The 13,383-nt window shown below is 64.6% G+C and carries 11 protein-coding genes; 4 read left to right on the top strand and 7 right to left on the bottom strand.

The genetic code is table 11. The annotated features are described in order from the left end of the window. Positions 1 to 28: 28 nt before the first annotated feature. The 3 genes from GQO94_RS08505 to GQO94_RS08495 all read right to left on the bottom strand — a co-directional run bounded on the left by GQO94_RS08505 (position 29) and on the right by GQO94_RS08495 (position 5,948). The gene (locus GQO94_RS08505) at positions 29 to 2,698 is read right to left on the bottom strand and encodes a DUF3857 domain-containing protein (RefSeq protein WP_198045888.1); all 2,670 of its coding nucleotides are present in this window, start codon (positions 2,696 to 2,698) and stop codon (positions 29 to 31) included. A 229-nt stretch (positions 2,699 to 2,927) separates the two neighbouring features. After that, on the bottom strand, positions 2,928 to 5,309 hold the full coding sequence (locus tag GQO94_RS08500) for a DNA translocase FtsK (RefSeq protein WP_156840722.1): 2,382 nt from the start codon (positions 5,307 to 5,309) through the stop codon (positions 2,928 to 2,930). Between the two features lie 84 nt (positions 5,310 to 5,393). Then, a complete protein-coding gene (locus tag GQO94_RS08495) occupies positions 5,394 to 5,948 on the bottom strand; it encodes a thiamine phosphate synthase (RefSeq protein WP_232332836.1) in 555 nt (184 codons plus the stop codon). A 230-nt stretch (positions 5,949 to 6,178) separates the two neighbouring features. On the opposite strand from GQO94_RS08495, the gene GQO94_RS08490 reads away from it, so the two are divergent. Continuing rightward, positions 6,179 to 7,246 carry a choice-of-anchor A family protein gene (locus GQO94_RS08490; RefSeq protein ID WP_156840720.1) on the top strand — a complete coding sequence of 356 codons (1,068 nt, stop codon included), beginning with the start codon at positions 6,179 to 6,181 and terminating at the stop codon, positions 7,244 to 7,246. A 106-nt stretch (positions 7,247 to 7,352) separates the two neighbouring features. Continuing rightward, complete coding sequence (locus GQO94_RS08485; protein WP_156840719.1) at positions 7,353 to 8,015, top strand: YggS family pyridoxal phosphate-dependent enzyme; 663 nt, start codon at positions 7,353 to 7,355, stop codon at positions 8,013 to 8,015. Between the two features lie 528 nt (positions 8,016 to 8,543). On the opposite strand, the gene GQO94_RS08480 is transcribed toward GQO94_RS08485, so the two are convergent. Beyond that, positions 8,544 to 8,885, bottom strand: a complete 342-nt coding sequence (locus tag GQO94_RS08480) for a hypothetical protein (protein WP_156840718.1) — start codon at positions 8,883 to 8,885, stop codon at positions 8,544 to 8,546. A 295-nt stretch (positions 8,886 to 9,180) separates the two neighbouring features. Between GQO94_RS08480 and GQO94_RS08475 the strand changes: the two genes are divergently transcribed. Next, on the top strand, positions 9,181 to 9,471 hold the full coding sequence (locus GQO94_RS08475; RefSeq protein WP_156840717.1) for a GIY-YIG nuclease family protein: 291 nt from the start codon (positions 9,181 to 9,183) through the stop codon (positions 9,469 to 9,471). Between the two features lie 567 nt (positions 9,472 to 10,038). Here the strand turns inward: GQO94_RS08475 and pyk are convergent. Next, complete coding sequence (gene pyk, locus GQO94_RS08470; RefSeq protein WP_408636605.1) at positions 10,039 to 11,505, bottom strand: pyruvate kinase; 1,467 nt, start codon at positions 11,503 to 11,505, stop codon at positions 10,039 to 10,041. A gap of 100 nt (positions 11,506 to 11,605) precedes the next feature. Here pyk and GQO94_RS08465 point away from each other — a divergent pair, with 100 nt between their 5' ends. Next, positions 11,606 to 11,917 (top strand): DUF1244 domain-containing protein, encoded by a 312-nt coding sequence (locus tag GQO94_RS08465; RefSeq protein ID WP_156840715.1) that lies wholly within the window; start codon positions 11,606 to 11,608, stop codon positions 11,915 to 11,917. 197 nt (positions 11,918 to 12,114) lie between these two features. On the opposite strand, the gene GQO94_RS08460 is transcribed toward GQO94_RS08465, so the two are convergent. Both GQO94_RS08460 and GQO94_RS08455 read right to left on the bottom strand, forming a co-directional pair. Continuing rightward, complete coding sequence (locus tag GQO94_RS08460; RefSeq protein ID WP_156840714.1) at positions 12,115 to 12,357, bottom strand: DUF2312 domain-containing protein; 243 nt, start codon at positions 12,355 to 12,357, stop codon at positions 12,115 to 12,117. A gap of 117 nt (positions 12,358 to 12,474) precedes the next feature. Continuing rightward, positions 12,475 to 13,188: a CPBP family glutamic-type intramembrane protease gene (locus tag GQO94_RS08455; protein WP_156840713.1), complete on the bottom strand. Its 714-nt coding sequence runs from the start codon at positions 13,186 to 13,188 to the stop codon at positions 12,475 to 12,477. Positions 13,189 to 13,383 lie beyond the last annotated feature (195 nt).

Here is a 13,383-nt window from a genome sequence, read left to right as displayed (position 1 = left end):
GGACAGCCCCGGCGCCGTGATCGCAGCGTCAGATCTTCAGGCCATACGTTTCATAATCGCGCACCAACCCCGGGAAGGTTCGGGCGAAGTATTGGAGTTGCTTGCGTCCGGATTCTTCGCCCAGCTCGCGCTCGACGAACGCCAGCACCAGTGCGGTATGGTAAGATCTGGAATTGAGCGAGAGGCCGGTCTGCGCGTCCTTGCGCGCTTCTTCCAGCCGGCCTGCCTTCAGCTTGGCCAAGGCGCGGCTGTCGATCGCAGCGAAGGGGTTGTCGGTCGTCTCCACCGCCCGGTCGCACGTCTCGAGCATGGTCGCGGCGCCGACGTCGAAACGCGCGCGATACCAGCACGAGATATTGAGAACGTTCCCGTCCGCCGGGTTTTCGGCAACCAGCGTGTCGATCAGGGCCAGGCCTTCGTCCTTGCGTCCGGCAAGCGCCAGGGTGTCTGCCTTGGCGGCGACGAAAGACTGGTGGTTTTCGCCCAGATCGTCGAAAGTATCGAGCAGGCTCACCGCTTCTGCCGTGCCGCCGATCTTGCCGAGGATTTGGGCCAGAGCGATCGCCGTCTCCGCCGAGGCGGCCATTTCGTGGGCCTCGCGCAAGTCCTTTGCCGCGCCCTCGAAGTCTCCCAGCGCGGCTTTGGCTTGAGCGCGATGCGTGAAGTTCTCGGCGTTCGGTTCGAGTTCGACGACTTTGTCCCAATCGGCCAGCGCGCCTTTGAAGTTGGTCGTGCCTTCGCGGAAGTGGGCGCGGCTACTCCAGGCATTGGTCTCGCTCGTATAGCGCGCGATCGCCTCGGCATAGGCCTTCTCGTGCGCGACAAGGCGCTTAGCGAGTTCGGGCCGTCCGTACTGCCAGGCGCGGGCGGCGTTCGTCGGGGCCTGCAGGATGGCGACCGAGTTGGCAATCCGTCCTGCCGCGGCGCGGGCGGCGGGTATCTCGGCCGGGGGAAGCTCGTTAGCGAGACTGGTAGCAACTTCGCGACCTCGCACGTGATTGCCGGACAAGGAGAGCGAGCGCTGAACGTGGTTCAGGGCGACAGTCTCGTCGAGATTCGGGCGCCCACGCAGCAGATACCCGTCCTCGCCCTCGGGCAGGAGGACTTCCGCCAAGATGACGTTGTACTTCGTTTCGCCCAAGACAACCGGAATGTCGCGCCATTCGGGTCGCGATCGGTCGAATTCGAAGTAAGTTCTCGCGCTCGGGAAGAAGTCCAGCTTCTGTTGTATGGTCCCGGAATTGTTTTGCCACGCAGGCGATATAATGCCGGATGCGGTGAGCGTTGCGGTGGCAGTCTCGTCATCGTAGGCGATTGCCGTTCTGGTGAAGAGCAGATTCTCGTACAGGGTCGTGGCGAACGTTTGAATCAGCTCCCGCTTCTGCTCTTCGCTCGCCTGCTCGGCGATGGAATGCAGAAGGGTTCCTTGGGGGCCGGAAATACGCCCGGTCAGAGTGAGGAGCGGTGGAAGGTCGATGCCCGCCGTCTCGTCGAGGACGATCGTGATCTCCGCGCCCGGCTGCTCGGGAATGCGCTGTTCGATCCGTTCGAGGCCGGCCCCTTTGGAGCGCAGCGGCAGGACATAACCGAATGTCGGCGTATCGGCGATGTTCGACAGGCGCGTGCCGGCGGACGTGCCGTCCAGCCAGTAATCGCGCTCGGCGATCCGCGCCTTGACGATCACGTGATCGAAGGCGCCGGGAATGGGCAGCATGTCGGGCACCGCATCGCCGAACTGCGAATTGACGAGCGCGGGTTCTGCCTCGATCCCCATCTTCTCGAGCATCGCCAGCAGCAGCAGCGTCTTCGCCTTGCAGTCCCCGTAGCGCGCCTTGAGCGTGTCGGCCGGCGCCTGAGGGGTATAGTTGCCGGACGACATGCCATTCGCAAGATAGCTGACGTGATCCTGTACGAAGCGCGTTGCCAGCGCCGCGCGCTCGACCGGATCGGCGGTTTTCTTCACGATCGCGGCCACTTGCGCATCGAGCGCGGCTCCGCCACCGGCGGTGTCGTACAGCGGGGCGAAGGTGCGAGAGACTTGCTGCCAGTCCTCGAACGTGCCCACTTGCAGCATCGGAGGGCGCGTAAAGCGCGAAGGCGCCATCTCCGGGGGGTCCTTGGGCTTGGGCAACGGCAAGTCGACCGCGATGAAGCGATCGCCGTTCGCCTGCCCCTCCGTCACCTTGATCGCGCCGGGTCCGGCCTTCCAATGCACCGTGGTATCTTGCGGCCAGGAGACCTTTTGATGCGCCAGGCCCGCTTCCAGCGGCTTGGCGATCAAGGGTATGCTGCCTTCCGTCTCACCGTTCAGCGTCGGGTCCTTGAGCGATACGGTGTAGGCAATGCGCAGGATGTCGCCCAGCTGCAGCCCGGGGACCGCCAGCGTTGCCGTCAGAGTGCCGTTCAGCACCCGGCTTTCGAGATCCGCTTCGCGCCGCAGGACGGTATAGCGGTCCCCGCCGGCGAGAACGTCGATCGTCTGGTCGCCGCGCAGGATCTCGACTTTGTAGACGGTGAGATCGCCCTTATCGGGCAGCCATTGCGCATTGCTCGTCCCCGCGCCGGTCAGCGCCATCGGGCTGTCGAGCTTGACCGCGGTGTCGACGAACGAGGTGATCGTGCCATCCGCGATGCGCTGCTGGATGTCGTAAAGCACCAGCGGCGTCTTGGCCGAGCGGTCGATCCGGCTCGCCTCCACGGGCTTCACCCAGGCGGGTGGTGGTCCATAGAGTACCTGTTCCCCGGCAAACGCCGGTGCCGCAGTAACCAGAAATGAAAAAAGCGGTACGCAAGCCCAAATGCGCATCGACCCGAATGTCCCCGAACTAAAAACGCCGAGCCTCTATTGGCAGCGCCTTTGCGAAGGCGACACGAATTACGCTGCAATATCAAGCTTTATCCGACGAGCGCCACGATCAGGGCCCAATTTAGAGCGGATTCCCGTTTTCGTCCCGGTAGATATCCCGCCGGCCGACGTGGTTGGCGGGGCCGACGAAGCCGTCGCCTTCCATGCGCTCGACCCATTTGGCGGCGGTGTTGTAGCCCACGCCCATCTGGCGTTGCAGCCAGGAGACCGAGACTTTCTGGTTCTCGAACACCAGCTGGCAGACTTGCCGGTACTTGCGTTCCTCGGGGTTGTCGGAAGCCGCGTCGATGTCCTCGAAGCCGAAGCCGCCGTCCTCGGGTTCCTCGGTGACGGCATCGACGTAGTCGGGCTTGCCTTGTCCGCGCCAGAACTCGGCGACGGCTTCGACTTCCTCGTCCGAGACGAAGGGGCCGTGGACGCGTTTGATCGGGTCGGTGTTGGGCTTGTACAGCATGTCGCCCTTGCCCAGCAGCTGCTCGGCGCCTTGCTCGCCCAGGATCGTGCGGCTGTCGATACGGCTGGTGACGGCGAAGCTGATGCGGGTCGGCAGGTTGGCCTTGATGACGCCGGTGATGACGTCGACCGAGGGGCGCTGGGTCGCCATGATCAGGTGGATGCCCGCCGCGCGGCTCTTTTGCGAGAGGCGCTGGATGAGGACTTCGATTTCCTTGCCGACGGTGACCATGAGGTCCGCGAGTTCGTCGACGATCAGCACGATCTGCGGGAGCACTTCGTAGTCGAGCTGGTTTTCCTCGAACATCTCCTCGCCCGTTTCGGGGTCGAAGCCGATCTGGATGCGGCGGCCGAGCGGCTTGCCCTTGGCGGCGTGGCTGCGGACCTTTTCGTTGAAGCTGGCGAGGTTGCGCACCGAGATCTCGCTCATCATCCGGTAGCGGCGTTCCATCTCTTCGACCGCCCACTTCAGCGAGCGCACCGCCTTGGGCGGCTCGGTGACGACGGGGCTGAGGAGATGCGGGATCTCGTCGTAGCTCTTGAGTTCGAGCACCTTGGGATCGATCAGGATCAGGCGGCACTCGGCGGGCGTCATGCGGTAGAGCAGGGACAGAAGGATGCAGTTGAGGCCCACCGACTTGCCCGAGCCGGTGGTGCCCGCGACCAGCAAGTGCGGCATGGCGGCCAGATCGGCGACGACGGGCTCGCCGGCGATGTCCTTGCCGAGGATGATCGGGATCATGCCCTTGTGGTGCGCGAAGTTCTCCGAGCCCACCATCTCGCGGAAGTTCACCATCTGGCGGTCCGCGTTGGGCAGTTCGATGCCCATCACGGTGCGCCCCGGAATCGAGGAGACGCGCGCGGAAATCGCGCTCATGTTGCGGGCGATATCGTCGGCGAGGCCGATCACGCGGCTGGCCTTGATGCCGGGGGCGGGTTCCAGCTCGTACATGGTGACGACGGGGCCGGTGCGCACCGCGGTGATCTCGCCCTTGACGTTGAAGTCGTCGAGCACGGTTTCGAGCAGGCGGGCGTTGCGTTCGAGGCTGAGCTTGTCGATCTTCTTGCCGCTGTTCGGAGCCGGCTCGGCGAGGAGATCGAGCGAGGGAAGGGTGTACTGGTCGAACAAGTCCTTCTGGCGGCTGGCGGTGCCGAGCTGCGCGGGCTTGGCCGGGCGGCTGGGATCGACGATCTCGGGGCTGCGGCGGGGATCGGAGCGCGGCGCGACGGGGTTGGCGGCGCCGGCAGGCGCAGGCTCGGCGCGGCGCTCGGAGGGCTCGGAAGTGTCGCGACCGCCCGCGAAGGGCAGGTTGGCCGGCGAGGGCAGCGCCGGCACCCGCTCACCCAGACGGCCGGGCAGCGAGAGCAGAATGCCCCAGTCGAACGCGAACACCCGCCCGACCAGTGCCAGCCCGAACACCGCGCAAGCGATCTGCACGCCCAGCAGCGTCCAGTCGCGCGCGGCGAAGGGCAGCAGCGCGACCAGCGCCTCGATCCCGCGCGCGCCGAGCAGGCCGGTGACGCCGCCCATCGAGGCGGGCAGCGAGCCGCCGGGTTCGTCGAACACCATCGCCATGACCGTGGCGAGCAGGATCATCGCGAACAGCAGCAGGCCGACGGGCCGCCACCACTTCTGGTCGGTCGGCTCGACCGCGCCGTCCTCTTCCTCGACCAAGCGCCACAGCTTGCGGGCGAAGACATAGAGCAGCGGCACGAACAGCACGCAGACCGGGCCGAACAGGAACAGCGCGCGCTCGGCGATCCAGGCGCCGCTCAGGCCCATCCAGTTCTGCACTTCGCCGCCCGCTGCGGTGGAAGCCGAAGGGTCGGTCTGGTGATAGCTGATGATCGAAAAAGCGAGGAACAGCATGCCCGCGAAGATCGCGATCGCGCCGCTCAGTTCGGCGGCGCGACGCGTGGCGCGACGCACGACCGCGCGCCAATCGGGCTTGGCGACGCGCCGTCCGCCGGTCATGGGTCGTGTCGCCATGGTGTCGTTCCCCCTTTGAGCCTTGGGATCATGCGCAAATCCCGGAGTCGCCGTCAAGAATTACGCGCCAAATTTAGCTGTGCGTCACTTCGCAAACGCTTGAATTGCCGCCCATTTTCTCCAGCGCAAGCGGCGCGCGCGGGCGTGGTCCATGCCGCCCAGCGCGATCACCGGCACGCGGGAGCGCGCCGCCAGCAACCGAAACCGCACGGGTCCGAGCGTTTCGCCGCCGGGATGCGAGCGCGTCGCGAAGACCGGCGAGAGCAGGATGGCGTCGGCCCGGTGGCGGTTGGCGCGGCCGATTTCGCGCAAATCATGCGCGGTCGCGAAACGCATCAGCCGAGGCCCGCGCGCCAGCCGCAGCGGATCGCCATAGGCGCCTTGCGCCCCCGCACGTTGCGCCTCGGCCGCCGTACCGCTCCAGATCCCGACGATGCCGGATCGTCGCAAGGCGCGGAAGCGGCGTCGCCGTTCGGCCGGCGCGAGATGATAGTGGCGGAACACCAGCCCGGAGCCGCAAGGCAGCCGCGCCAGCGCGCTTTCCAGCGCGGCATCATTGCGCTTGTCGCTGACCAGCAGCAGGTCGGGAACGGGGGGCAGGCGAGGGGGCACCGAGTGAATATAGCACCGCGCCGCCACCGGGCCACTGGCTCCGCCTTGAGCCCCTGGCAGCCGGATCGGAGAGAGGCGACTGTGTAAATATTTGTTGCTGCGAGGAATTCTGCAGCCGGCCACAGTCATCGCGAAGAATCGTAAAATAGCGTTAAAGTCGATTAGGCAATGCCAATTTGGCACAATCCCGGCTTCGCGCTTGGCATCCTAACCTAGGATCGTATGGGCGCGGCTCCACGCCAGGAGAGTTTACGATCATGACCAGAAAGTCCCGCTTCGTTCTGGGGGCCGCCGCGCTCTTGTTCTCGGTTCAGCCGATCGTAGCACTCGCCAAAACGCCCGTCGGTACCGATGCCTTGCGCGAATGGAACCTGATCGTGCTGGGCGATCTCGATTCGAACTCCGAAGTGGAAGGGCGCACCTTCGTCGGCGGCGATCTGACGGGCAATTCGTCGAACTACAACATCAACCCGGTGAAGCCGTCTGCCAACGATCAGCCGGGTCTGACGGTTGTCGGCAACGTGACGGGCAGTCACAAGAATCTCAACAATGGATCGGGCGCCGTGATCGGCGGCGATGTGCAGAGCGGGTTCAACCTGAACGGCAGTCCGCAGACCGTGCTGGTCGGCGGGTCGATCGCGAATACCAACGTGAACAGCAACACGGTCAATTCCGGTCTCGCCGCGAGCGATCCGGCGTTCGTGATGAACCTCAAGCAGGATGCGAGCCTGATCGAATCGAGCATGACGAACCTGTCGTACGATCTGTCCACACAACCGGCGAACAGCGCGCTGGTCATCAGCGGCAATCGCGGCACGTTCAACGCGCAGCCCGATGCGAACGGCACCGCGGTCTTCAACATCAGCGCGCAAGACCTGAACGCGATCGGCGAGATCCAGTTCAACCTCAATGGCGCGGATACGGCCATCGTCAACGTTTCGGGCGAGGCGATTACGCTCAACGACAACTTTCTGGGTGGCACCCAGAACCTCGGCGAAAGCGTGATCTGGAACTTCCCCGATGCCAAGAACCTCAACCTGACCACCGCCTGGGGCGGATCGGTCCTGGCGCCGCGCGCCAATGCGACGACGGCCAACTACATCCAGGGGTCCGGCGTATTCGGCAGCCTCCAGCAACGCGGCGAGATGCATGTCGGGACGTACTCGGGCTCGTACTCGCCGCCGCCCACCAACACCTCCAGCAGCGGCGGCAGCAGCAGTTCGGGCGGGGGCACCCCGGTCCCCGAGCCTGGCGTGTTCGGATTGATGGGGCTGGCGCTCGCGAGCCTCGTGTTCCTTCGTCGACGCAAACTGAAGCCGGCCTGAGCGTACCGCGGTGGACCTGACGCCTCTCGCTGGCGAGCGAAGGCGTCGGGAGACCCGATGTCCTGACGGCTGGCGATCCGGTGGCGGATCGCTATAGCACCGCGCCATGGATGAGCCCCGCACCCCGCTCGAAGACGTCCGCGACCGGATCGCGAAGACCGCGCGGATCGCCAAGCGCGATCCCGAGGCGATCGAACTGATCGCGATTTCCAAGACCCACCCAGCCGAGGCGATCGCGCCGCTGATCGCACAAGGTCAGCGCCTGTTCGGCGAGAATCGCGTGCAGGAAGCGCAAGCCAAGTGGCCCGCGCTGCGCGAGGCGCATCCCGATATCACGCTGCACCTCGTGGGCCAGTTGCAATCGAACAAGGCCGACGACGCGGTGGCGCTGTTCGACTGCATCCATTCGCTCGACCGGTCCTCGCTGGTGAGCGCGCTGGCCAAGGCGATGGACAAGGCCGGACGGCAAGTGCCGTGCTTCGTGCAAGTCAACATCGGCGCGGAGGAGCAAAAGGGCGGCTGCGCGATTGCCGACGTCCCCGCACTGCTCGCCGAAGCGCGCGAGGCCGAAGTTCCGGTGACCGGCCTGATGTGCGTGCCGCCCCTGGACCTGGAGCCCGCGCCCTACTTCGCGCTGCTGGCAAAGATGGCCGCGGACCATGGCCTCGCGCAGCTCTCGATGGGCATGAGCGGCGATTTCGAAACCGCCGTCATGCTCGGCGCGACGCATGTGCGCGTGGGATCGGCGCTGTTCGGCGCGCGGGAGTGATCGCGGCGGGTGGGACGATCAGCAAGCCGGTCTTCGCGTTCCCCGGCGGTCGGCGCTTCCAATCCTCGATCCCAACGGGCATGAGTTGGCGATCATGCAGTCGGCGTGATCCGCTTCCTCGCAAAACAGCCGTCACCCCGGACCGGATCCGGGGTCCCGCTTTCGCGGCATCGATCAGAGATCAGCGGGATCCCGGCTCAAGGCCGGGATGACGAAGACCGAGGGGCGCCGGCTGCGTCCGACTCCTTATCTTCGCCAATCCGGCGGAAGTGTTAACGCCGCGCTAGAGCTCAATTGTTCAGAGCAGATCCGAAGGGCGCGTCGTAGACCAATCGTCGAAAGCCGGACCTCCCTTGCGTCTGGACCATGATAACTCATGTTGATGCGTTTGGAATTCATTAAAGGCAATATATAGGAACTACTATATAGCCAAGGCCCGTCGACCTCTCGTAATTCAAGGTGTCCGCCGCTGAACGTGATTGCTCCCTCTTCTAGTGGCTTTGAGTAGGTAAAATTGGTGAACCGATATTAAAGGTAAGGTATCAATTGATGTCTTGCCGTCAAACGGCGGCCATCTATCTCTACCCAATCCAATACCGATTCAGGAACTTCATAGTCTTCGCCTTCCGCATTTTGGTAATGGTAGCTGAGACTTAGTATCGGCGGGTCAGAGCGGAACAAAGTGATCGATACACCGGGATTTTTCGCCTGACACCTCACATCTTTAACAAGTCTTTCCGTTTCGCCGGTCACTTCTGTGATGGCCTCGATCCGCCAATCGCCGACGGATTGCCGGAAAAAGACGAATTCAGAAGCTTCGCGAGCGAGCGATGGTTCGGTCAGCAATGTTGTCATAATGACCGCGCTCATCAACGAGCCAATTCGCACCAAGTCCCTCCCCGACAATGTTTCTCAAATCAGTTCGAACTGGCATAGATCAAATCGCCAGGATGACGAGGACTGACTTGATGTCGGTGCGTCCCACGGCTTTCCTGGCAATTGCGGTCCGCTTCGGTCTTCGCGAAGGCGGACATGGTAGCTTATCGCATATCGAGCCTGAAACCTGCCGTTCCGGACACGACGACGCTATAGGCATCCAGCATTCTCTGGTTCGTCATGCCAGCGAAAGCTGGCATCGCTATCGAAGTTGCGCAACGATCGCGCCATGGGTGGGTGGACTTACATCCTGACGAACAAGCCGCGCGGCGTGCTTTATGTCGGCGTTACATCCGATCTTGCCGCGCGCATGACGCAACATCGGTCTGGAACCGGGTCTTCGTTCTGCCGCCGGTATGGCCTGAAGCGACTCGTGCTTGCTGAAACCCATAGCGAAATCGCGATGGCTATCGCACGAGAGAAGACGCTGAAGGCTTGGAAGCGCGATTGGAAGATCGAACTCATCGAGAAGGCGAACCCAGGTTGGGACGACCTGTTCGACCATCTTGCGCACCCGTGAGCGATCCCAGCTTTCGCTGGGATGACGCCTGTGGGTGCGTCACCTTGTCACGACTTTCCTGCCCTCTCGCGCATGCCGCCGAGCGCTTGAAAGCGGACGTCGCCTTGGGCCGCTCAGCCTGAGCTTGTCGAAGGCTACGCGTCGTCTGGTGCGGATAGCTGTTTCGCCCACGCAGAGGTCTCGCGGGCGCTCATCAGGCCTTCCTTCGGGCCGACCCGTTGCGCATGGCCTTCGACAAGCTCAGGCTGAGCGGGAGGTGGGAGGGCCTCGCGGGAGGTTGGGAGGGCCTCGCGCGGGCTGAGGCTCGGCACATGCGCCCCAAGGCGTCGTTCGGGTGATCGCATGGACCGATTTGGCCAGGATCGGGCCCCGAGTTGATCCCGATCAAAGATGCGCGGCTCCGGTTGCTCCATCACGCTCCCGTCACTTCACAACGGGAGCATTACTATGACTACCATCGTTGCCGATCAGTTCGTTACCATGGTCGTCTCGGGCTTCGGCCTGTTCGCGCTGGTCGTCGGGTACCAGTCGCTGGTGGACAATCTGCGGCACCGCTGATCGCGAGGCTCAACCGTCGTGCTGTGCGAGTTCGTTGCCCGAGAGGGTGACGACGTGCAGCAGGTTGGTCGAGCCCGGGACGCCGAACGGCACGCCAGCCAGCGCGATCAGGCGCGAGCCGGCGTCGCCGAAGCCGTGGCGCAGCGCCATGCGCTTGCCCTTGGCGATCATCTCCTCGAACGAGCCGATATCGCGCGTGGAGACCGCATGCGCGCCCCATAGCAGCGCGAGGCGGCGCGCGGTGCGCTGCGAGGGGGTGAGCACCAGCATCGGCGCGGCCGGGCGCTCGCGCGCGACGCGCCGCGCGGTGATGCCCGATCCGGTGAAGGTGATGATCCCCTCGATCGGCAAAGTGTCGGCGATGCTGGCGCAGGCTTGCGACAGCGCATCGGCAGTGGTCGCGTCGGGCGGGGTCTGGGCGATGCGGATGCGCTCGCCATAGGTCTTGTCGTTTTCCACCTGCACCGCGATGCGGTCCATGATCGTCACCGCCTCGACCGGCCAGTCGCCCGCGGCGGTCTCGGCCGAGAGCATCACCGCGTCGGCGCCGTCGTAGACTGCGTTGGCGACGTCGGACACTTCGGCGCGAGTCGGCGTCGGACGCTCGATCATCGATTCGAGCATCTGCGTCGCCACGACCACCGGCTTGCCTGCCGCGCGCACCGATTCGACGATGCGCTTCTGCAGCGGCGGCACTTCTTCCGGGTTCAGCTCGACCCCAAGATCGCCGCGCGCGACCATGATCCCGTCCGAAAGCTCGATGATTTCGTCGAGGCTGTGGACCGCCGAAGGCTTTTCGATCTTGGCCATCAGCGCGCCGTAGCCGCCCATCAGCTTGCGCGCCTCGGCGACGTCTTCGGGCCGCTGCACGAACGACAGGCCGATCCAGTCCGCGTCCTGCTGGACCGCGAAGGCGAGGTCACGCCGGTCCTTTTCGGTCAGCGCGGGCACCGGCACCAGCGTATCGGGCACGTTGACACCCTTGCGGTTCGAGATCGGCCCGCCGACTTCGGCGGTGCACAGCAGCGCATCGGGTTCGGCGCGGATCACCTTGAGGCGCAGCTTGCCGTCGTCGATCAGCAGGCGCTGGCCCTTTTCGAGGATGCCGAACAGTTCGGGATGCGGCAGCTGGACGCGGGTGTCGTCCCCCGGCTCGGGATTGCGATCGAGCGTGAAGTGCGCGCCGTGGCGGATGAAGGCCTCGCCCCCCTCGAACTCGCCGACGCGCAGTTTGGGGCCCTGCAAATCGCACAGGATCGCGAGCGGGCGATCGAGCGACTTTTCCACCTTGCGGATCGCGGCGATGGTCGAGGCGTGAGTCTCGTGATCGCCGTGGCTCATGTTGACGCGGAACGCGTCGGCGCCGGCACGCACCAGCTTGGCGATCATCTCTTCGGTGTTGCTGGCAGGGCCCAGCGTCGCCAGGATCTTGATTTTGCGCTTGCGCTTGATGCTCTTCGCGGCGGATCGTGCCAAGGACGGGCCCCTTTCTGGCAGGGAGGTGGGTTGCGTGGGGATGCGACGCGGCCCCATATGCCAAGGAGCCCATGACAAACCAAGGACGAACGGGACGATTATGACCGGGAACGCCACTATCGACACGCTGGACGACAAGATCGCTGCCGACGCATTTCGCCGTCTGGTCCGCCACTTGCAGCATCGCCCGGATGCCGAAAACATCGAGCTGATGGGGCTTGCGGGGTTCTGCCGTAACTGCCTCGCCGACTGGATCCGCGATGCCGGCTACGAAGGCGACAAGATGGACGCGCGCGCGCTGATCCACGGCATGCCGTTCGCCGAATGGAAGGACAAGCACCAGTCGGAGGCTACGCCCGAGCAGATCGCGCGAATGGAAGAGAGCCTGAAGAAGAACGGCGGAACGCACTGAGTTTGATTGGTGCGGTCCGCGTTGATTTAGTGCGGTTTCGACATCCGTCGAAACCTTGGCGGCACCGGCCCACGCCCCCACCCGACCTCCCACTCAAGTATACTACCGATGGGAGGTCGGGTGGGGGCGTGGGCCGGTGCCGCTGGCAATCTGCGGATGCAGGTTGCCAACCAAAAAGACTCTAGCCGACCGAATCCTCAGCCCAGGCCGAGCGCTGCCTTGTAGGTGTCCAGCACCATTTCCATTTCGCGGCGGTCGTCGGGGTTCATTTTCCTGAGGCGCACGATCTGGCGCATGATCTTGACGTCGTAGCCGACCGCCTTGGCTTCGCCGTAGACGTCTCTGATGTCGTCGGCGATGCCCTTCTTCTCTTCCTCGAGGCGTTCGACGCGCTCGATCAGCAGGCGCAGGCGGTCATCGGTCGGCTCGGCATCGGCCATGGTACGGGTGCTCCGGATGTCTCGTGAGAATCGATAAGGCCGCGCTGTTAGCGAGCCTGGGCGATTCGGACAAAGCCCCAGCCTGTGGATACTGGGGAGAGGCGAGCTGCGATCGGCTCACCCGCCCAGCATCGCCAGGCCCAGCACTACCGCGTTGGCGACGGCGTGGTCGAGGATCGCGCCGATCAACCCGATCCGCTGGCGGACATAGCCGAGCACCAGCGCGCCCCAAAGCTGCGGCAGCAACAGCGGCAGGCCAAGCAGCGAGGCGCTCGGGTAATTGACGAAGTGGACCACGGCGAACAGCGCCACGACGGCGTAGAAGATCGCCGGGAACGCCGCCGCGAACCAGCGCGGGGTCGCGCGGGCGCGCAGGCGTACCCAGCCGATCGGCGCGGCCATCAACAGCGCAAGCAGTGCGAGGCCGGTCGCCACCGGCTGGTTCGCGCCTTGTCCGAACACCAGCACAACAATGCCGACAAGCGCGCATCCCAGCAGCCATAGGGCGCGCGGGCGGCCCGACTGCCAGCCGCGAAACAGCAATTCCTCGCCGAGCGGGGCGAGCAGCACGGTAAGGCCGGGCAGAAGCTCGGGCGCGATCTTGCCGAAGGCATCGGGGGGCGAAAGCTTGAAGACCGTCAACCACACGCCGTACATCGGCATGACAACCAGCAGCAGCACACCCAGATGCAGCGCCAGCAACGTGAGCCAGGTCGCGAGCGCACCCGGTGGACGCAACCCCGTCGGCTCGAGCAGGCGCGGCCGGCGCAGAAATTCCAAAAAGTCGCGCAAGGGCGCCAGCCCGGTGTGGCGGTCTAAAAGCATGATCATTCCCGGTCTGATAGCATGGCGCGGTAAGGCAAAGGTTGCTGGACCGGGTCGCGGCACCTGTCGCGCAGTTTTTCGCAAGGCGTGCCGGAGACCCGGCGGCTGGTGGCAGCGGTTGCTCTGACCGGCTTGCTTGTTGTAAGGGCGCGCCACTTTCCAGACAGACGTCACTATCCCGAAGACACAGAACCAGGCGAA

Origin of the sequence: Novosphingobium aquimarinum (genome assembly GCF_009746585.1) — a bacterium.
GTDB classification, from domain to species: Bacteria; Pseudomonadota; Alphaproteobacteria; order Sphingomonadales; family Sphingomonadaceae; genus Novosphingobium; species Novosphingobium aquimarinum.
Note: the sequence above shows the minus strand (reverse complement) of the source record. Positions and strands in the feature narration are given on the sequence as shown.